This window comes from Anaerotruncus rubiinfantis, from assembly GCF_900078395.1.
Taxonomy (GTDB): Bacteria; Bacillota; Clostridia; order Oscillospirales; family Ruminococcaceae; genus Anaerotruncus; species Anaerotruncus rubiinfantis.
This window is the reverse complement of sequence record NZ_FKLA01000009.1, coordinates 1,543,054-1,561,916: the sequence shown is the minus strand read 5'-3', so window position 1 is coordinate 1,561,916 and position 18,863 is coordinate 1,543,054. Positions and strand designations below refer to the sequence as shown.

The 18,863-nt window shown below is 50.6% G+C and carries 24 protein-coding genes; 9 read left to right on the top strand and 15 right to left on the bottom strand.

The window, feature by feature from the left end; translation table 11 throughout:
• Window positions 1-76 precede the first annotated feature (76 nt).
• Window positions 77-1,075: a LacI family DNA-binding transcriptional regulator gene (locus tag BN4275_RS12975; RefSeq protein ID WP_066458976.1), complete on the bottom strand. Its 999-nt coding sequence runs from the start codon at window positions 1,073-1,075 to the stop codon at window positions 77-79.
• 260 nt (window positions 1,076-1,335) lie between these two features.
• Between BN4275_RS12975 and BN4275_RS12970 the strand changes: the two genes are divergently transcribed.
• The gene (locus BN4275_RS12970) at window positions 1,336-1,845 is read left to right on the top strand and encodes a ferritin-like domain-containing protein (protein ID WP_066458974.1); all 510 of its coding nucleotides are present in this window, start codon (window positions 1,336-1,338) and stop codon (window positions 1,843-1,845) included.
• A 79-nt stretch (window positions 1,846-1,924) separates the two neighbouring features.
• The gene (locus tag BN4275_RS12965; protein WP_066458972.1) at window positions 1,925-2,113 is read left to right on the top strand and encodes a hypothetical protein; all 189 of its coding nucleotides are present in this window, start codon (window positions 1,925-1,927) and stop codon (window positions 2,111-2,113) included.
• A 41-nt stretch (window positions 2,114-2,154) separates the two neighbouring features.
• Here BN4275_RS12965 and BN4275_RS17355 read toward each other — a convergent pair whose 3' ends face one another.
• Complete coding sequence (locus BN4275_RS17355) at window positions 2,155-2,325, bottom strand: hypothetical protein (protein ID WP_154018886.1); 171 nt, start codon at window positions 2,323-2,325, stop codon at window positions 2,155-2,157.
• 312 nt (window positions 2,326-2,637) lie between these two features.
• On the opposite strand from BN4275_RS17355, the gene BN4275_RS12960 reads away from it, so the two are divergent.
• Complete coding sequence (locus BN4275_RS12960) at window positions 2,638-3,750, top strand: ComEC/Rec2 family competence protein (protein WP_066458970.1); 1,113 nt, start codon at window positions 2,638-2,640, stop codon at window positions 3,748-3,750.
• A gap of 135 nt (window positions 3,751-3,885) precedes the next feature.
• On the opposite strand, the gene BN4275_RS12955 is transcribed toward BN4275_RS12960, so the two are convergent.
• The 4 genes from BN4275_RS12955 to BN4275_RS12935 form a co-directional block, all read right to left on the bottom strand.
• Window positions 3,886-5,535: a recombinase family protein gene (locus BN4275_RS12955; RefSeq protein ID WP_066458967.1), complete on the bottom strand. Its 1,650-nt coding sequence runs from the start codon at window positions 5,533-5,535 to the stop codon at window positions 3,886-3,888.
• A 4-nt stretch (window positions 5,536-5,539) separates the two neighbouring features.
• Window positions 5,540-5,797: a hypothetical protein gene (locus BN4275_RS12950; protein WP_066460429.1), complete on the bottom strand. Its 258-nt coding sequence runs from the start codon at window positions 5,795-5,797 to the stop codon at window positions 5,540-5,542.
• Window positions 5,798-5,915: 118 nt separating this feature from the next.
• Window positions 5,916-6,257, bottom strand: coding sequence for a plasmid mobilization protein (locus BN4275_RS12945; protein WP_066458966.1), 342 nt, complete (start codon window positions 6,255-6,257; stop codon window positions 5,916-5,918).
• 217 nt (window positions 6,258-6,474) lie between these two features.
• Window positions 6,475-7,086 carry a TetR/AcrR family transcriptional regulator gene (locus tag BN4275_RS12935; RefSeq protein WP_066458962.1) on the bottom strand — a complete coding sequence of 204 codons (612 nt, stop codon included), beginning with the start codon at window positions 7,084-7,086 and terminating at the stop codon, window positions 6,475-6,477.
• A gap of 148 nt (window positions 7,087-7,234) precedes the next feature.
• Between BN4275_RS12935 and BN4275_RS12930 the strand changes: the two genes are divergently transcribed.
• The 3 genes from BN4275_RS12930 to BN4275_RS12920 are packed head-to-tail and all read left to right on the top strand — an operon-like array spanning window position 7,235 to window position 8,384.
• Window positions 7,235-7,708, top strand: coding sequence for a GNAT family N-acetyltransferase (locus BN4275_RS12930; protein WP_242863670.1), 474 nt, complete (start codon window positions 7,235-7,237; stop codon window positions 7,706-7,708).
• A 34-nt stretch (window positions 7,709-7,742) separates the two neighbouring features.
• On the top strand, window positions 7,743-8,168 hold the full coding sequence (locus tag BN4275_RS12925; RefSeq protein WP_066458956.1) for an RNA polymerase sigma factor: 426 nt from the start codon (window positions 7,743-7,745) through the stop codon (window positions 8,166-8,168).
• 3 nt (window positions 8,169-8,171) lie between these two features.
• Window positions 8,172-8,384, top strand: a complete 213-nt coding sequence (locus BN4275_RS12920) for a helix-turn-helix domain-containing protein (RefSeq protein WP_242863669.1) — start codon at window positions 8,172-8,174, stop codon at window positions 8,382-8,384.
• A 390-nt stretch (window positions 8,385-8,774) separates the two neighbouring features.
• On the opposite strand, the gene BN4275_RS12915 is transcribed toward BN4275_RS12920, so the two are convergent.
• Together BN4275_RS12915 and BN4275_RS17730 are read right to left on the bottom strand one after the other, a co-directional pair.
• Entirely contained in the window at window positions 8,775-10,058 is a 1,284-nt protein-coding gene (locus BN4275_RS12915) for a hypothetical protein (protein ID WP_242863667.1), read from the bottom strand.
• 435 nt (window positions 10,059-10,493) lie between these two features.
• Entirely contained in the window at window positions 10,494-10,643 is a 150-nt protein-coding gene (locus tag BN4275_RS17730; protein WP_199719791.1) for a hypothetical protein, read from the bottom strand.
• On the opposite strand from BN4275_RS17730, the gene BN4275_RS17840 reads away from it, so the two are divergent.
• Window positions 10,633-11,409, top strand: a complete 777-nt coding sequence (locus tag BN4275_RS17840) for a hypothetical protein (RefSeq protein WP_278276525.1) — start codon at window positions 10,633-10,635, stop codon at window positions 11,407-11,409. The genes BN4275_RS17730 and BN4275_RS17840 overlap by 11 nt on opposite strands.
• A gap of 60 nt (window positions 11,410-11,469) precedes the next feature.
• Here BN4275_RS17840 and BN4275_RS12900 read toward each other — a convergent pair whose 3' ends face one another.
• Window positions 11,470-12,378, bottom strand: coding sequence for an SDR family oxidoreductase (locus BN4275_RS12900; RefSeq protein ID WP_066458945.1), 909 nt, complete (start codon window positions 12,376-12,378; stop codon window positions 11,470-11,472).
• A gap of 135 nt (window positions 12,379-12,513) precedes the next feature.
• Here BN4275_RS12900 and BN4275_RS12895 point away from each other — a divergent pair, with 135 nt between their 5' ends.
• The gene (locus tag BN4275_RS12895; RefSeq protein WP_066458941.1) at window positions 12,514-12,762 is read left to right on the top strand and encodes a hypothetical protein; all 249 of its coding nucleotides are present in this window, start codon (window positions 12,514-12,516) and stop codon (window positions 12,760-12,762) included.
• A 39-nt stretch (window positions 12,763-12,801) separates the two neighbouring features.
• Here BN4275_RS12895 and BN4275_RS17575 read toward each other — a convergent pair whose 3' ends face one another.
• The 6 genes from BN4275_RS17575 to BN4275_RS12865 all read right to left on the bottom strand — a co-directional run bounded on the left by BN4275_RS17575 (window position 12,802) and on the right by BN4275_RS12865 (window position 16,898).
• Window positions 12,802-13,503 (bottom strand): hypothetical protein, encoded by a 702-nt coding sequence (locus BN4275_RS17575; protein ID WP_066458939.1) that lies wholly within the window; start codon window positions 13,501-13,503, stop codon window positions 12,802-12,804.
• A gap of 11 nt (window positions 13,504-13,514) precedes the next feature.
• Complete coding sequence (locus BN4275_RS12885; RefSeq protein WP_066458937.1) at window positions 13,515-13,919, bottom strand: hypothetical protein; 405 nt, start codon at window positions 13,917-13,919, stop codon at window positions 13,515-13,517.
• Window positions 13,912-14,256, bottom strand: coding sequence for a hypothetical protein (locus BN4275_RS12880; protein ID WP_066458935.1), 345 nt, complete (start codon window positions 14,254-14,256; stop codon window positions 13,912-13,914). The genes BN4275_RS12885 and BN4275_RS12880 overlap by 8 nt, the downstream gene beginning before the upstream one ends.
• A 309-nt stretch (window positions 14,257-14,565) precedes the next feature.
• Window positions 14,566-15,024 (bottom strand): IS200/IS605 family transposase, encoded by a 459-nt coding sequence (gene tnpA, locus BN4275_RS12875; protein ID WP_066453539.1) that lies wholly within the window; start codon window positions 15,022-15,024, stop codon window positions 14,566-14,568.
• Between the two features lie 179 nt (window positions 15,025-15,203).
• Window positions 15,204-15,446 carry a hypothetical protein gene (locus BN4275_RS12870; protein ID WP_066458932.1) on the bottom strand — a complete coding sequence of 81 codons (243 nt, stop codon included), beginning with the start codon at window positions 15,444-15,446 and terminating at the stop codon, window positions 15,204-15,206.
• A 54-nt stretch (window positions 15,447-15,500) separates the two neighbouring features.
• A complete protein-coding gene (locus BN4275_RS12865; RefSeq protein WP_066458930.1) occupies window positions 15,501-16,898 on the bottom strand; it encodes an MATE family efflux transporter in 1,398 nt (465 codons plus the stop codon).
• Window positions 16,899-17,234: 336 nt separating this feature from the next.
• Between BN4275_RS12865 and BN4275_RS12860 the strand changes: the two genes are divergently transcribed.
• Window positions 17,235-18,479, top strand: a complete 1,245-nt coding sequence (locus BN4275_RS12860; protein WP_066458928.1) for a 6-phosphofructokinase — start codon at window positions 17,235-17,237, stop codon at window positions 18,477-18,479.
• The last annotated feature ends 384 nt before the right edge of the window (window positions 18,480-18,863 follow it).

Below are 18,863 nucleotides of genomic sequence, written 5' to 3'. Positions count from 1 at the left end.
ATTTTACGGATCTTTTCTGTTTTTTACAAACTTTCGCTCCGATTTGTAGTAAAAGGAACCAGACTTTTGCAGTTCGTCATCCCTTCGGCCCGCAGACCGAACGCCGCACAATGATCCTGCCGCGCAGCTGTTTGGGCGGTTCGGGCTGTTCACCTGCAATGAGTTCCAGCAGATAGTCCACACCCGTCCGCGCCATCTCATCCTCCGACTGCAAAAAACTGGTCAGCGGCGGCATCATCATCTCGGCAAACTGGATATTGTCGTATCCCGTGACCGAAAGATCCTCCGGAACATGCAGCCCGCAGGCGTTCGCCGCGCTGTAGGCGCCAATACAAAGCATATCGTTGGCAGCCACCAAGGCAGTCGGCCGGTCGGGTTGGCCCAAAAGCACCAGCATCCGTTTATAAAAATCCTGGATACTCCTGACATTGAAGAGGAACTGCTCCGCGCAGGCCTGAAGCCCGTGCTCCCGCAGAGCCGCCAGCGTCCCCTCGTAACGTTCCTGATAGATCGGGTTGTCGAAACTGAGAAAAGCCGCGCAGATCTTCTTATGGCCGTTTTCAATCACATATTTGGTCATTGTATAGGCGCCGTAATAGTTGTCACTCGGAATACAATGACGCTCGCCTGAAAAGCTTCGATTAAAAAACACATATGGGATGCCGGACTTTTCAAGGCTCTGAATGTGATCGATATGCTGTGAACAGGGCAGCACAATCACCCCATCGACATTGCGCTTTTTAAGCGTCTCGACCAGGCGTTTTTCCTTTTCCAGCTCTTCATTTGCATTGCACAGAAGGATCATGTACCCCTGCCTGCCGGCATATTCCTCAATGCTTTTGGCCACCTTCGGATAATAGGGGTTGGTGATATCCGGCACGATTAACCCCAGGGTGTTGGTGCTGCCGATTTTTAGGCTGCGCGCCGAAAAATTCGGTTTATAGTCCAGCTCACGCGCCGCCGAGAGAACCCGTTCCCGAGTCTGGGGCTTGATATTGTTTTTATCCGCGAGCGCGCGGGAAACGGTGCAGATCGAAACGCCCGCCAATTTTGCCACATCCTTGATTGTCGCCATCACTCACCATCTCCCAACCGCTTATAAACGTTTATATTCTACTTAAAAAATACCATGGACAAGGTTCTCCTGTCAAGCGTCACACATAATCTTTGCTCTTTGCCACAAATCCACACCGGTATTTTATCATCTTTTCACAAGAAAAGACTCCATCCGCTCACGGCTGCGGGCGTATCGGATGCGGGCGCATTTTTCGTTTACATCTTTTCAGAGTCCCCCGAATAGATATGACTATGTCATCTATTGGGAGGTGTCTTTTGATGAGCAACGAGATTTCGGTTTCCAATCCGGCGCCTTACCCGCCGGTCGCAGTTTCTGCGCCAAACCAGAATTACGCGCAGATTCTCTCGCTTTCACTCGCCTCTTCGGCCGGGGAATTCGGCGCCATTGCCCAATATGTTTATCAGAGCTGGGTTTTCCGTCCGCAGGACCCGCAGCTGGCGCGGCTGCTTCTGCGGATTTCGATGGTGGAGATGAAGCATCTGGATATTCTGGGACAGCTTATCGTACTGCTTGGCGGCGACCCAAAATACCAAGCGCTCTGCCCGCCAGCCTGCCCGATGTGGAACGCGCGGATGCTCGACTACACCAGCGATTTGCGCGCCGGGCTGCATTGCGACATCCGTGGGGAAAAATCCGCTTATGAAGGCTATCTGCGGGCAGCACAGCGAATTCGCGACCCGTATGTTTCACAGATGCTTGAGCGAATTTCGCTCGACGAAGCGCTGCACATGCAATTATTCGAGGAAGCCCTGCGCAAACTCTGCTGATTTTTTCCTCTTCACACAGGCCTGCGGCACTTGTGTTCTTGTCCGCCTTTTGTTATACTAAATACAAGAGGTGATTAGATTGGCGAACAAGAAAAGAAAATCGCATGCCGGCGGCAACACGGGCTACCGGAGCAACATCGATTACAGCAATACCACCAAACAGAAAAGCCCTTTTAAACGGCTGATCGACCACTACGCGCAGCGTCCGTGGCTCTTCTTTGCGATCCTGTTTCTGGCGGTTATCATAACCTACGAACTCGTGAAATAAAAGGAATCCGCAAATCCGCCGCCGCGGATTCGCGGATTTTTTTAAAGGCCCGCTTCTTTCCCGCTTTTCATCCGCTCCGCTGCTTTCCGAAACTTCCGAAGCGGCATCCGCAGATGTTCTATGGGCATCCCGGCTTCCCCCATGGCCCGCACCGTCTGTTTCCGAGATACGGTCTGCGCGTCCTGGCACGCTTCCAGATCCGGCCATGCCATGAGCCCCTTCTTTCGCTGAAATTTGGCCCGTATCCAGATTCCCCCTTTCGTAGACTTTAGAATCCCATGAAATGGAATAGGCCAGGCCGTTTTTCACATTTTCACGGCGGCACGGCGGGCACCCGGAGCCGGTTTCCTTCATAAGCTGGGGAAAAGGAGGTTTCACAATGACAAGCCAGTTTCAGAACACCACCGAAAACACTGTCGTGATGGCTTTGGGTTTCATTATCCTCATCGTCTGTATCCTTCATTTCCTGCCAGGGACATGGGACAGTTTTTAAAATATTTTTGATGTCTAAAGGAGTCTCTCAGATGAATTGGTTTCGTAAATCCGGCTGGCTCGCCCTGCCGGTTGCTTTTTTTCTGCTTTTCGGGTGCGCCGCGCCCACTCCAGCCGCATCCGCCTCTTCCGGCAGCCAGAATCCGCCCGACAGCGTCGCCGCGCAGGGCAAAGACGTGCAAACACAGCCGTCCGGCGGAATGCTGCGGGTACATTATCTCGACGTCGGCCAGGCCGACTGCACCTATCTCGAACTGCCGGACGGCAAAACGATGCTCATCGACGCAGGCGACCTTGGCGGCGGCCCGGCTATCCTGGATTATCTCGCACAGCAGAACTGCGAAAAGCTTGACTATGTGATTGCGACCCATCCGCATTCCGACCACATCGGCGGAATGGCCGACATCATCTCCGGCATAGAGGTCGGTGCGTTCTATATGCCAAAGGTCACACACACCTCCAAGACCTTTGAAGCGATGGTCGGCGCGGTTGCCGCGAAGGGCCTGAAAATCAACGTCGCAAAGGCTGGAAAGATGATCCCGGCGGAAGGCTATACGCTCGAATTCGCCGCGCCGGTACAGGAGAGCTACGACAATCTCAACAACTATTCCGCCGTGCTCAAAGTCACCTATGGGGATACCTCGTTCCTCTTCACCGGCGACGCGGAAACACTTTCAGAGGAGCAGATCACAACCGATGTGAAGTCCGACGTGCTCAAAGTCGGTCACCATGGCAGCGACACCTCCACCTCCGCTGGATTCCTAAAGCGGGTATCCCCGAAATATGCGGTCATTTCGGTCGGTGAGGGCAATTCCTACGGACATCCGGCCGGCAGTACCCTGCGGGCGCTTTCCGAAGCCGGTGCAGCAGTTTATCGAACCGACCGCGACGGAACGGTGGTCCTTTCTTCGGACGGGAAAACAATTGTACCGGGCACCGCGCCGGTTTCCGAAAGCGTGCCTTCCACCGAAGCCTCACCCGCTCAAGCCGCGGCTGACCCGGCTTCAGAAACAGTCTGGATCACCGCGTCCGGCCGGAAATACCATGCGGACCCCGGCTGCAGCAACATCAAAAACGCTTCCGAAATCCCGCTTGCACAGGCTCTGGAGCGCGGGCTCGCGCCCTGCAAAAAGTGTTTCCCCTGACCTCTTTGGCATTCGACGATCCGCCAAAGGCGCGGCTTATGAAGTGCTAACAGCGTTATAAAACAGGGATGCCGCCGTTAGGCGCACACCCACAAGGAAGTAAAATCATATTTGCAGGGCGGCATAGTCGAAAGGCTATGCCGTTCTGCTTTTGCTATGCCGTTCTATGGTTTGTGCGTCCTCGTCCTGTTCCAACTCCCCGATGAAGTTCCAAACAAGCTGTATCTTTTGTCGGCGGTGTCCGCTGGACTTGTCCGGGGCGTGGACGATTATCTTCTTCACAAACTCATTGACAATGGTAGGCGTCAGCTCCTTAATACCCACATACTTGCGGATAATGACGGCGAAGCTGTCAAAATCGGCTCTGTCCTGCTCGTAGGTATCAACGGCGGCTTGCTCTATTTTAACAAACTCCGTCAGTTCCTTTTGCTCCGCTTCATACTCGATGGACAGCTTCAAAAACCGTTCATGGGAAATCGCGCCCGTTATGTCGTCCTCATAGATACGCTTGAAAATACGGTCAAGTTCCGCTATCCGCTTCTTTGCCTGTTCCAACTCTTTCTTGCGTCGCTTTACAGCCTTTTCCATTTCATCGAAACGCTGCTTCTGTACTACCCTGCGGAAATCGTCGGCGTTGTCTATGAACATTGCCGTTACGTCGAATATCCGGCGCAGTACAAACAGCTTTAGCGTTTCCTCTCGGATATAGTGCATGGTGCAGTCGCCCGTATTGCTCTTGTACCTTGCACAGCGGTAACAATCCTGCTCCGGGGTCATGTTCTTTCCTGTTGCAAAATGCAGCTTGCTCCCACAGTCGGCGCAGTACAGCAGCCCTGAAAACAACCCTTGCCGTTCCGCTTGCTTGGCGGGGCGGCGTTTGTTTTTCCTCAGTTCCTGTACTCTCTCAAACACCTTTTCATCAATGATGGCAGGTTGTGTATTGGGAAAGATACGGTAATTTTCGGGCGCGTTGTCCAGCCGCTTTTTCAGCTTGTGAGATTTGGAATAGGTCTTGAAGTTCACCGTACAGCCCATATATTCGGGACGCTCCAATATCCCCGCGACGGATTTGTAATCCCACCGATAGAGATTGTCCGGCATCGGCTTTCCGTCGCGCTTTGCATAGTACGCCTTAACGGTCAAAACCTTGTCGGCGGTCAGCAGCTTTGCAATCTGCATTGGCCCTTTTCCGTCCACGCACAGCACAAAGATACGTTTGACTACCTCGGCGGCTTCCTCGTCCACAATCCACCGTTTCTTGTCCTCCGGGTCTTTCCTGTACCCATAGGGCGGATTGGTGCAGAGGTGTTCGCCCGAATTGCCCTTTGCCCTCATCACAGCGCGGATTTTCTTACTGGTATCTCGCGCGTAAAAATCATTGAACAAATTGCGGAAAGGGGTGAAATCGTTGTCGCCCTTGTCGCTGTCCACGCCGTCGTTGATAGCGATATAGCGTATGTCGCACTCGGCAAAGAAACTTTCGGTGTAATAGCCGACTTTCAGATAATCGCGTCCCATACGGGACATATCCTTGACAATGACCGTCTTGACCTTGCCACACTCCGCAAGGTGTATCATTTCATTCCAACCGGGTCTATCGAATGTTACTCCCGATACTCCGTCGTCGATGAAAAACAAGGGGTTTGAAAAGCCGTTGTCCGTCGCATATTTGAGCAGAATTTTCTTTTGGTTGGCTATGCTGTTGCTCTCCCCGTCCAATGCGTCCTCTTGGCTTAAACGTGCATATAAAGCGGTAATGTTGTCGGGATAATTTGTATTCGTCATATGTTCATTCCTCCTGTAATGAACGCCCGACAAACTGGTTGCTGTCTTTATTATAGCGGACTTTCCTTTCCTTGTCAGTAGGCGATGTGACGGTTTCCGATTTTATCAACCGTTCCATTTTGTCATACAGCAATTCAGAGCCGCCGCAGGAGGTTTCAATTTCAAAGATTGTACCGCCGATTTTGTAATAGACCGTTTCGTTCAGCGGATTGCCCCGTTTTGGTAAGTTATCGCTTTCGTCTTGTTCTCGTTTCCGTTCCATTCCTTTCCCGTCCTTTCCTTTGAAATCGAGGTTTACAGTTTCGTAGCAAGCATAGGGAACGGATAGCCGTTCCCGTAAAATGCTCCGCATTTTGCTTGTTGGGAAGTTTCCCAAGCCCTCATTTTGTGAGCCCCTTGAATTGCAGGAGTAGCCGACGCTCCAATCGCCACACTTCTTCCATAAGCCGCTTTACCTCGTTCATGTCGTCGGCATAAATGCGACCTGTTTCGTTGATACGCCTTGCAATCTGATTGACGTTCACGCCAATTTTCTGAAGCTGCGCCGTATGTGCTTTGACCGCTTGCAAGTCTAAAACAATAATGTACCCGTCAATCAGCATTTTACGGGCGTAAGCAGATAGGTTTATCGTCGGTATCTGCTTCATTTTTTCCTCAATCAACGCCCGTTCGTCCTCTGTTACCCGCACAATGATTTGTACGCTTCGTTTTCTGTTTTCCATTCGCACTCTCCTTTCACTACCTACAACACCGTAGGGGGCGATTTTGCTAAAATTTCAGAGAAAATTTTTCAAAAAGTTCTCTCACTTCTTAATACGGGAAAAATCCGAAAATGCCAAATGTAAAGCGACTTTTGAGCAAAAAAATATTGCAGCACATAGCGGCTGCAATAAGATTTTAATTTTTATTTGCTTTATATTGCTAAAGCATTTTCTACCCTTATAATTCTTCTACAAATAGGTGAGTAATCATAGCTGTTATTTGACAGCGTAACACATCTAAATCTATGTTCCCATGATAATTAAAAGCGTGTTCTTGCCCTAATATATCTGACAAAGCATATAGAAGATACATCTTCTCGGTCAAATGTTTTTTGGTGACATTCGGGTTATCAAAGGCTTTTACAAGTGCAGACAAAATCATATCCTCATACGCGGCAAAGTGCTGCATAATTTCCGGTTCTGACTCTTGCATAAGCCCCAGCTCATTTACGGTTTGCTTTGAATTGACATAAAGATTGATAAATAGATTAAGACATTTATCAATAAGAACTTGCGTATCAACAGGTTTGGGGAGAGTTTCTAATTCCTCTAATAATGGTCTAAGGTAACTATCAAGGAAATATTCAAAAGAAGCAATGTAAATATCTGTCTTGTTTTTGAAATAGCTGTAAACTGTTCCCGTTGAAACCCCTGCCGCCTTTGCTATTTCAACCGTGTTTGTTTTATAAAAACCTTTTTCACAGAATAAATCCAAACCAGCTTTTACTATTTTTGTTTTCTTTTCAATAGAGCGTTTTTGTATCGGCTCTCGAATAGGTAAATCGTTCAAACTAAGCACCACCTTTCACAAGAACAAGTATATCCCATAATGTTCATTTGGTCAATGAATATGAAGTATTGTTCATGTTGACTTTGCAAGTCCTACCTGCTATAATAAGAACATGAAATAACATTCATATTTGAAAGGAGAAAAAGACTTGGATAAATTGTTACTTCGTCAGCTTCGTAATGAGGACGTTGCACTGTTTGAAAAATGGCTATATACGCCCCATGTGGCTAAATGGTATCATGACCCGTTGGATTGGATTGATGAAGTCAAAAAGAGGAATGACGAATTTTCATTCTTACATCACTTCATGGTGGAATTGGAGGGCAAACCTATCGGTTTCTGCCAATATTACGAATACCGTCACAGCGGAGAAGATTGGCAAGGCAATACGGATATAAACGGTACTTACAGTATTGACTATCTGATAGGTGATACTGAATATCTCGGAAAGGGATTTGGGAAAAATATCATTCAACTACTGATTAAGGAAGTCAAGCTGCATAAAAACGCAAAGCGTATCATCGTGCAGCCGGAACAGGAAAATAAGGCTTCTTGCAATACCCTGTTATCATGTGGTTTTTCCTTTGATACAGTTAATGAAATTTACGTTATGGAGTTTTAATTTATTATCCCATAAGGGGGTGTTCTATGGGTGAATGATGTTATCCACAGAATACAAGGAAAGTATTGAACGCCGGTTTCACGCATTTTGTAAAGCCGTATTGCACAATGAAGCCTGTAATTATTACAGGGAACGAAAACGCAGAACGCAGCGCGAAATATCCTTTGAATACTTGCAAGAGCACACTTCTTTTGCGCTGCACAGCATGGACGAATACTTTATCTTGCAGGACAAGCCGACTGCCTTTGCGGTCAACGGGCAGATGGTAGTTGTTGACAGCGAAAAGTTAGCAAAAGCTTTGTTGTGCTTATCAGAACTGCGGCGGGAAATTATCCTTATGCGCTATTATCTGCAATTAAGAGATAAGCAGATTGGGGCGTTATTGGGAAAGCCACGCACAACGGTCAATTATCAGAAAAACGCAGCGTTGAAACAGTTACGGACAGAAATGAGAAGATAAATGATGAATAATAGCAAATATAATCTTGTTTCCTATGAAGTGATTGAACGGGCAATTACGGGAGATAACGCCGCACTCCTTGCGGTGCAGGAACGGCACAAAGCCTACATAGGTAGGCTAAGCGGAGGGAACACCGATTTGAAAGAGCGATTAAATGCAAAGCTGCTTATGGCTGTTTTGAAGTTCCGATTGGAGTATCAGCCGCCGGGCAAGTAGCAAAGCCATGAAAAACCGTCAAGGGTCAAGATAAACGGCTGCGCCGCCCTTGACGGTTTTCCATGTCCTTGCTATAAGGTAATCAAGAGGGCGCAAACGGATAGACCGCTTGCGCCCCCTCTGAATTATGGGGTTCTCTGTCACGCAATAGAGGCTGCAAAAGTCAGTATTCATGCGGCTTTGCAAAGGCAAAATGAGAGTAGGTAAAGGTTTTATACTCGCGCCCCTCAAAATGGCGTTCTACTGCGTAACATCTGCCCTGCCAGCGTGGACATTTTGAGTGCAAAAAAGACAGCATTTATGTGGCTTCCAGAGTGGGGAAACGAGATGGCAATCTAATGTCCCTTGAAGGCACAAAATGCCATTCCATTGTTCCATATAAATAACCGCTTATTGATATAGCCCTCGTACATCCCACGGCATTAAAATCCATTTACCGTTGTCTCTCCATGGTACACCCACACGTTCAGTAGTGCTCTCATAGACACAACCGAAAGTTAAAAGCGCTTCTTTTTTATGATTATCATCTGTCCAAAACACTTTAACCATGACCTTTGACAAGGCACACGCTCGTTCTTCAATCTCAATAATTTCAAATGTATCAAGTATTTTGTGTTCAAATATTTTTCTGCATTCGCCAGCACGTTTTCCAGAAGAAAGACTTGCTGAAAACATTTTTTGCAGATGTGTTGACAACTTCCCATAGTTTTTGTTTTTCCATGCACACAACATCTCAACGACCTCAAGAATATACGGGTATTCTATATAATCCTTTGGTAATCCATTTGCGGGAATATCCTCACCAACAATAACTGTATGTTTTTCCCATGATGAAATTTCCTCTCGTATCTGTTTGTTTTCTTTTATGCGCGCTAAAGACTCTCTTATAGGGGGAGGATTAACTGATTTCTCATATGTAGCTTTTCTTGTATCTTCGCTGTTCTTCATTTTCATCCAATCGGCAACAGCGAACATAAGAGATACGCACTTGCATGATACATATTCATTAGCATAAGTCAGATCACGACCATGCAAAATGCCGTTCCGATAAGGGAGTGTAATCGTTTCGGTATTTGTTTTTGTGCGGTTCTGATTAAATATGCCTTTTAGTTTGGTCAAACCGTCACTACATCCAACTAAACAATCCCATGCATCAACTGCTGTTCCCTCAGCAAAAAAACCTTTGCTTTTTGTGAAATCGTTAACAGCACCATCTACTATAATCAAACCAAGGGGAACGCTCGCATGATACCTTTCTGCAAAATGGTCTTCAAAGAAACGCTGTATTAGATTATATCTCACGGCAAATGCCTCTGAACTATTTTTTATCCAATGAGTAATTTTGTTGACGTCTGTTTTGTAGTAATTTATCAAAACCTGTTCAGCACTCTCTATTCCACCTTCCTCGAAAGCAGTATTTGCACTTTCTATAATAGTCATACTCATACTATCATACGCACACCAACCGTAAGAGGAAAATCTCTCATTGAAAGCTGTTGTTTGCGCAATCATATTATCAAGTTGCTTTTCTAATGTGTTTAATTGTTTTCTCTGTTCTGGTTTTAGAAATAGAGAAACGAGTTTCATAGTTTTTATGTCGCTTTGTAATTTGCCCATTGAGATGAGATTATCATCCATTTTTTGTTCACCACCCTTACGGATACATTTTATCATAAAACAACTCCGAATGCATTACACATTCGGAGCTGTTTGCAACCTGTTTGTCAGCCGTTAAGTTAGTTTGTTTTAATACTTCCTTATCAGCTGTTGCCATTTGGCGGCATCCCTGTTTCTGTTTTTCGTCCTATATGACAGCATTCCTTCTTTTGTTTCACAGGCAGCAATCCGTATAGCAGTTTTTTTCAATTTCGGACAATTTTTCCGCCGCTGCATAGAATATAAATAGAAATACCGGACAGACGCGGCCTTTTTTCTGCGCGCATGCGTTTTCCGGGATTTTTACATAGGATATGCCGGCGCGCGCAGCGGCGGATTGGAGCGTATTATGAACCGATATGTCATCCCTGTCCCACACAGCAGCCGTCCCCAGACAAAATCGCCACAACCGTCATCCGAACCCGCGTCCCGCCCGGAACCGCCTTCCCTGGATCAGGAATTCCCCAGCCGGAATCCAGAGGCGCCTTCCCCAAAACCGTCATCCTGCCTGGTGGACGAACCCGAGTCCACATGTCCATCGGCGCCGCCCGCCCCGCAGGAGCCGCCTCTGCCGTGCGGGATGCCGGGACCGATGGGGCCCATTGGCCCCGCCGGTGTAACCGGTGCGACTGGCCCAACCGGCCCTACCGGCGCGACTGGCCCTACCGGCGCGACTGGCCCTACCGGCGCGACTGGCCCGGCCGGACCCGCTGGAGCGGGGGGATTCGGCGGGATTGAAACGCTCGCAGTACGCAGTACCACCACGGCCGACCCGGGATTCCCCGCATTGGTCACCGACGCGACCGGCAGCCCCAACCACCTGCTCGATTTTGTCATCCCACGCGGCGTAACCGGCGCGGCGGGCCCGCAGGGGCCTGCCGGACTTCCGGGGCCCAGGGGACCCGTCGGGCCCACAGGGCCCAAAGGGCCGGGCCTGTCCCCCGCTTACGCGAGTTTCTACACAGCCGGAAATCAGCGGATTCTGCCCGGTGAAACACTGCCGCTGGAATATGCAAATCCCGCGAACTCCAGCGGATTTATCCTTTCCGGCAACGCCGTTGCCATTGCGGAAAGCGGCGTCTACCTTGTGAGCCACCGGGTGGCGCTCGCACCCGGTTATTCCGCCGTCTTTGTTGTCCGTTCAAAAAATGGCGCGGACTCGAGCGGCAATGCAAGCTGCGGGGCCGGTGCGGACGGTTCGTCCAGCGTCCCCTGCGCGGCTACAAGCCTTCTGCGGCTTTCAGCGGGCGACATGGTTTCGCTTGTTCGAATCGCGCAGGAGGACACAGCCCCAATCGAAACAACCGGCGTGGTAGACGGAATGTCTGTTATTTCGATCCAGCTCACCCTGTTCAAAATCGCTGAATAGCCCAAACCGGTCCGTAAATGCCTGTTACAGGCGCTTACGGACCGGTTTTTTCTGCGCGAATCAGCCGTTCACGATGGTACCGCCGTTCGGATGCAGTACCTGCCCAGTCATGTACGAACTGTCGTAGCTTGCGAGATAGACATAAGCTGGCGCAAGTTCAAACGGCTGCCCCGCGCGGCGCATCGGCACCGGCGAAGTCTGGGTGCCAAACGCAGCGACCTCCCGCGCGGAAAAGGAGGAGGGGATGAGGGGCGTCCAGATGGGCCCGGGCGCCACCCCATTCACACGGATTCCGCAGGGCGCGAGCGAAAGTGCCAGCGAACGGGTCAGCGCCGCGAGCGCGCCCTTGGTGGCGCTGTAGTCAATCAGTTTGGGTTCCCCGTAATAGGCCGTAACCGAGGTGGTGTTGATGATCGCGCTTCCGCGCTTCATATGCGGCAAAGCCGCCTGGATCATGTAAAAGGTTGCAAAAACATTGGTACGAAAGGTTGTTTCGAGCTGTTCGGCGGAGATGTCCAGGATGCTCTCCTGTACAAACTGTACCGCCTGATTATTGACCAGCACATCGACTTTTCCAAAGCATCCAACTGCCTTCTCCACAGCGGCATCCGCGTTGCTCCGCTGTCCCAGATCCCCTGGGATCAGCAGACATCTGCGGCCCAGATTTTCGATCCAGCATTTTGTTTCGCGCGCGTCCCGTTCCTCACAGAGATACGGGATCACTAGATCCGCGCCCTCCTTGGCAAAAGCGCAGGCTACCGCCCGGCCGATGCCGCTGTCGCCGCCGGTCACGACAGCTGTTTTGCCCGAAAGTTTCCCGCTGCCGCAATAGGAGGGATTTTCAAAAATAGGACGCGGATTCATCAGCGTCTCGAGTCCGGGCTGTGTCAGCTGTTCCTGCGGGGGAAACGCGATGGGAACACTTTTGCACTGCGTTTCTTTACGCAGATACGGATAAACTGGTACCATGAGAATGACCGCCTTTCAGAGACTGTTTTTTCTCAGAATATTCGTTTTGGCGATCTTTCGTGAAAAAATTTGACAATGTATCGTTGTCGCGGATGCGGAAACACTAAAAGAAACTTTAAAAAGGAGCTGATTATCATGTCCGATCCGAAAACACCCAAGTCCGCCCATCCGTTCGATGCGGACGACGGCCGCGATCTGTTTGACGATCTGTTTTCGGTAGCTTCCGCCACCGAATGCACCGGCCTCATCCCCGCGGCCCCAGCCGACGAGCCCGAAGTGGATTCCTACAGTGAAATTTATGATATCCCGCTTAGCCACGAAAAAGTGAACCGCGGCCTGCAAAACATCAAAAAGACGACCGAAACACCAGGAATCCCGGACTAAAAAATGGAACGGCCAATGGCCGTTCCATTTTTTCCGCGCTCAGATGAGCAGCAGATACCCCTCAAATTTATCGTAGCTTGTTACCGCAATGTTTGCGCCGTCAATCGCAAGATCACTCATTGAAAGGCCGTATGCCGTTTTGTCCTTGCGGTAGACCCCGATCGGAGATTTTCCAGACGAAGCCACTGTCAAGGTGTAGCTGTTTTCCGTCAGAGGCCCCCAGCGCGCGTCGTCCGCACCGAAATCCAGACGGGTTACGCTCGCCCCCTGTTGGGCGGCGGGCGCGGTCATGGTGCCGTCCGCGTTGATGGTGACGTTCCCGCCGTTTTTGACGCCGCCGAGCAGTTCCCCTCCAACCGGCAGCGTATAGTTCGAAAGGCTGTTCAGTTTCGCGAGCAATGTATCGGTAAAATCGTTGGCCGAAAGCCCTTTGCCTTCCACTTTATCCACCTTCGCGGCAATCTGCCCGGCAATGGTAGCTGCAAAATTGGGGTCGTTGCCAAGCGCGTCAGCCAGCTCCTTCAGGGTGTCGAGCGTCTCCGGCGCAGAGGCGGCCAACGCGGCGACCGCTTCCGCCACCTGCTGTGCTGTTTGAAAGCCGCTGTCGTTTGAAAGTTCGCTCACTTTGGTCGGAACATTCGCGCCGTCCACCTTTCGGACTTCCAGATCGCTGAAATTGTCGTTGACCGTTTTAATGACGTTTTCAATGAAATCGCCAAGCTTTACGGTTGTTAATGCCAAATGAATTCCTCCTATATTTTTTCGATCACAATTTTTCCATCGAACGGCTCCGCTGAATAAAGCGCAACGTCCCCGTTCGGCAGGATTTTATACTGATACCACACGTTCCCGTATCCCGCGTCCGCTTCCCGAAGCACCTCCGTAACCATCGCACGCGGACCGAGCCCGTGCTCCGACGCGGGAATCAGGCAGCTATACTGCAGGCCGCTTTTTTGGAAAGCCGAAGCGGAAAAACTTTTGACATAGAGGATACCGGCCACCCCGCTCCCGGTGCCGGAAAGATCCCGGTAGAACTGTTCCTCTGTCCCGGAATAGCCGCCTTCCACCGCATAGCGGTAAGCGGATTTCCCCGCCGGCCCCGCAGCGACGACGGTTGCCTTCAGTTTTGCCGCTGTTGGGATTTTGCCGCTAATCATAAGTCACCTCACCTCCGATCCGAAAGTCGTTCGGCGGGACAATCGTCATGACCTGGCCGTCCGCGCAGCTGAGCTGCACATCGTATTTGTACCCGCCATAAGAAAGCCCGCGCGTGTCCTGCGGCGCAAGCTCCACCTGTGCCGCTCCGGTTTCGGTAAAAATGGTTATGATCTTCTGCAGCAGAATTTCTGCCGTGTTGACATCCTTCTTCACCGTAAAATAGACCGTATCCCCGGATTGGAATGGATGCGGCGTCCCATCCGCGTTCTCACAGCTGATGTGGATGGTTTCACTGTCCCCGCGTGTCATGCGCAGATTGTATCCGTTTACATGCATCGGCAACGCTCCTTTCACCTTTACCGCCAAAATGCCGGAAAAGTTGCATGGAAAGGCAACTTTTCCGGCGCTTTTTTGGCGGAAGGACCTGCTTTCTAAAGTACAAGTTTCATTCTGATATAATATGAAATGCAGACCGGTTCGAACCGGAGGGCGGGAACTTTCAGTACGCTGGGATCGAGGCTGCCCAGCACACCGACTGAATAAGAATCCGCCGGCATAGCCGGCGGTTTTTCTTATGCGGGTATAACCCGCTGTTACTGGCAGCCATTGCAATGGCATATGCGGTCTGACATTTGCAAAAGCTTGTTACTTATTCCCCTTAAAAGGGTCCTCGTATTCTCTAAACGTTAATTGATCCTGTAGTTTATCTTCTTCCAATTGGTTTTTTATGTATTCTGCGATCTTTTTGGCGTTTTTCCCCGCTGTGTCTACATAGTACCCGCGGCACCAAAAAGATCTATTCCCATGCTTGTATTTCAAATTTGCGTGTCGTTCATGAATGATCAAGCTGCTTTTTCCTTTCAGAAATCCCATAAAACTTGATACGCTCATCTTTGGCGGTATTTCTACAAGCATATGGATATGATCCTCACATACTTCTGCTTCTACGATATTTACGCCTTTCCACTCACATAACTCTCTTAATATCTTCCCAATTTCTGCCCTCTTTTCCCCATAGAATTCTTTCCTCCTGTACTTTGGCGCAAACACGATATGATATTTGCAATTCCATCTTGTATGTGCTAAACTTTTACTGTCATTCATTTCGAATGTCCTCCTTTTGGTGTTCCTTGCAGTTGCCAGACCGCAAGCCCATTTTACACCAAAAGGAGTTTTTATCTCCTCCTCCTCGCTAAAGCTTTTTTCATACCACCGACATAGTCGGTGGTTTCTTGACAAGCAAAAAGGGCGGCTTTCCAGATGGAAAGCCGCCCTTTGTCCTCTCAATAGGCGTTATATTTCTCCCCGAGCCATTCCCCAGCCTTCGCCAGGCCGTCAGCATCAAGCGAAAATTCTGCCTCGCCCAACATCCTGCCGTCATGCTCCCGGCAGTATTCAAAGCAGTAGGTATCATACGCCCAGACCTTGACCGTCTCCGCTTCCGGCTGAAACCGGTAACGGAAATCGCCCACGCTCCCGGTGTAAATATTCTTTGCCTGTAAAAAATCAAGCATTGGCAAATCCATTTCCATCACCCCACAAAAGTATATCACATCCACTCTGTAAAAGGAACCGCCGGATCATTCCTGCTGCAGCGGTTCCCCTTCCTTCGAAAAGCCCGCCTTGGCAATACAGCGCCGCAGCCAGCCGCCATGCAGATAGTAGATGATAAAAAGCACCGCTGTAATCGCCCAGGTAACGGGATAGCTGATCACCACCATTTCGACAAATGGATAAAACGGCAGTACGAAGAAAATCCACAGCACACGCAGCACACAAACGCCTCCGCAGACGATCAGCATCGGCACCAGCGCCTCGCCCGCTCCGCGCACCGCGGCGGAAAGGATCTCAATAACGGTGTAGACAAGATAAAAGGGCGCCATCATCAGCATCATTTCCACTCCATATTTCAGCACCTCCACATCGTTTGTGAAGAGCTGCAGCAGCGGTTCGGCAAAAAGGCAGAACAGGATGCTGACCATCACGGTGGTCGCAACGATCATTCCCATGCAGACCCGCACGCTTTTGCGGACCCGGTCATATTTCTGCGCGCCGAAGTTCTGTCCCACAAAAGTGGTGATTGCAAGGCCGTACGCAGCGGATATCAGCCAGTAAAAGCCATCTACCTTGCCGAATGCGGTCCACGCGGCAACCACGTTGGTGCCGAACCCATTGATACAGGCCTGCAACAGGATATTGGATATGGCATACATGTCCGATTGGATGCCCGCAGGCAGCCCAATCTGCAGAACATTTTTCAAGATGCCCGGATAGAACCGGATCTTGCGGAAGATAAGCTGATAGATGCTGCCCTCCTTGCAGAGCGCCAGCAGCGTGAGCACTGCGCTGATGACTTGTGAAAGGACGGTTGCCACCGCGACACCCGTCACCCCCAGCCCCAGTTTCACCACAAAGAGCAGATCAAGCAGAATATTCGTGAGGCAGGCCACAATCAGGAAATAAAGAGGACGACGGGTATCTCCAACCGCGCGCAGAATACCGGAACCGATATTATAGAGAAAGGACGCGACCGTGCCAAGGAAAAAAATCCGCAGATAGGTCAGCGCATGCGGCAGGATATCGTCCGGCGTCGCCATCGCCACAAGGGCGGGTTTTGCCCCGGCAATGCCAATTGCCATGATCCCCACGCCAGCCGCCAGCGCCAGTGCGACCGCCGTATGGACGGCGCGCTCCACCTCCTCAAAGTTGCGCGCGCCGTAATACTGCGCGATGACAACGGTGGCGCCGGTCGAAACGCCCATAAAGAGGTTCACCAAAAAGTTGATGAGCACGCTGGTCGCGCCGCCAACCGCCGCGAGTGCCTCCTTGCCAACAAAGTGCCCCACAATGATGGCGTCCGCTGTATTGTAGAGCTGCTGGAAGAATGTTCCCAGCAGAATGGGAAAGAAAAAAGCGAGCAGCTGTTTCCAGATGGCTCCCTCTGTAATCCCGTTTTCACAATGTGTTGTCTGCGCCATGATAGCTCCGTTTCTTCCTTCTAATAATTCATATCCCCATCAGTATAAAGGAGAAAACTGAAATGTCAAGGGGTTTTCCGGGAAGAAAAAGTCCTGTGTTTTTTTACCCGTGTTCCCGACCCATTTCAATCATGGGATAACGAGAGGCCCGCACATGGCAAAGATTTGTATCCCGACACGCCGATCTGGGATAAACAGGAAATTCATTCGTGATATTCCACAAGAAACGAAAAGAAGCGAAAACCGGAACCGACAATCCTATACAAATTTTGCTTGCAAGTGGCTGTCCAATAGAGTACAATAATACCAAACAAATCTGTTCCAGGAGGTAGGACAATGAAAGGGAACGTTATTGTCGGCCAATCCGGAGGACCGACCGCAGTGATCAATTCCAGCCTTGTGGGGGTCTATAAAACCGCGCGCGACCGCGGCGCCGAAAAAGTTTACGGAATGCTGCACGGGGTCCAGGGGCTTCTGGAAGAACGCTATGTTGATCTTTCCGAACATATTCGCAACGACCTCGACATCGAGCTGCTCAAGCGTACCCCGTCCTCCTATCTCGGTTCCTGCCGTTACAAGCTGCCCGAGATCTGGGAGAATGAGGAAATCTACAGGAAGGTCTTTTCAATCCTCGATAAGCTCGGGATAAAATACTTCTTCTACATCGGCGGAAACGACTCGATGGACACCATCAAAAAGCTCTCGGATTACGGCATGGTAAAAGGCAGCGACATCCGCTTCATGGGCGTGCCGAAAACCATCGACAACGACCTGGCTGTCACCGACCACACCCCCGGCTACGGAAGCGCGGCAAAATACATTGCCTCCATCCTCAAGGAAGTCATCCGTGACGGGCTGGTCTATGACCAGAAAAACGTCACCATCGTCGAAATCATGGGCCGCAACGCAGGCTGGCTGACCGGTGCGGCCGCGCTGGCACGTTGTGAGGACTGTGAAGGCCCGGATATGATCTTCCTGCCGGAAATCCAGTTCGACATCGACCGGTTCATCTCCCGGGTTGACGAGGTGCAAAAACGCAAAAAATCGGTGGTGATCGCAGTTTCGGAAGGGGTCAAGCTTCCCGACGGGCGTTATGTCTGCGAGCTGACCGACAACGTCACCTTTGAGGACGCATTCGGCCACAAACAGCTGGCCGGGACCGCCCGGTTCCTTGCGAACAAGGCTTCGCGGGAAATCGGCTGCAAGACCCGTGCCATCGAATTCAGTACCCTGCAGCGCTGCGCTTCTCACATTGTTTCCCGCGTCGACATCACCGAAGCGTTCCAGGTCGGCGGCGCGGCGGTCAAGGAGGCTTTTGAGGGCGAGTCCGGCAAGATGGTCATTCTCAAACGGCTTTCAAACGACCCCTACCAATGCGCGACCGATATCTACGACGTACATAAAATTGCAAACGTGGAAAAAGTCGTTCCGCGCGAATGGATCAACACGGAAGGCACCTATATGTCCAATGATTTTCTCACCTACGTTCGCCCGCTCATCCAAGCCGAACTGACCCCCATTATGGTCGACGGCCTGCCCCGCCACCTCTATTACGACAACAAAAAGCCTCTGGAGCCCTGACACCAGCTGCTTTCAGGATAACGCCAAAAAAATTGGCGTTATCCTTTTTCTTTTGCCGTACCGCATCCGGCTGTTCAAAAGCTTTGCACACCAAAGCACCCCAATGGAAATATACTGTTATGGGATACTGTATCCCCCTGACATCAATAATATTGGAGCGTTCAATTATGAATATGAATTTATATCCCAATCCAAACGACCCAACAAGGTATCCGGCGGGCAGCACCGGCTCGTCCGCTCAGGCCGCCTGCCCGTGTCCGACTCCGCCAAATCCGTGTCCCTGTCCGCCGCCGGTACCACCCTGTCCGCCTCCCTGTCCGCCATGTCCGCCTCCCTGTCCGCCATGTCCGCCTCCCTGTCCAATCCCGGTGCCAGGTCCAACCG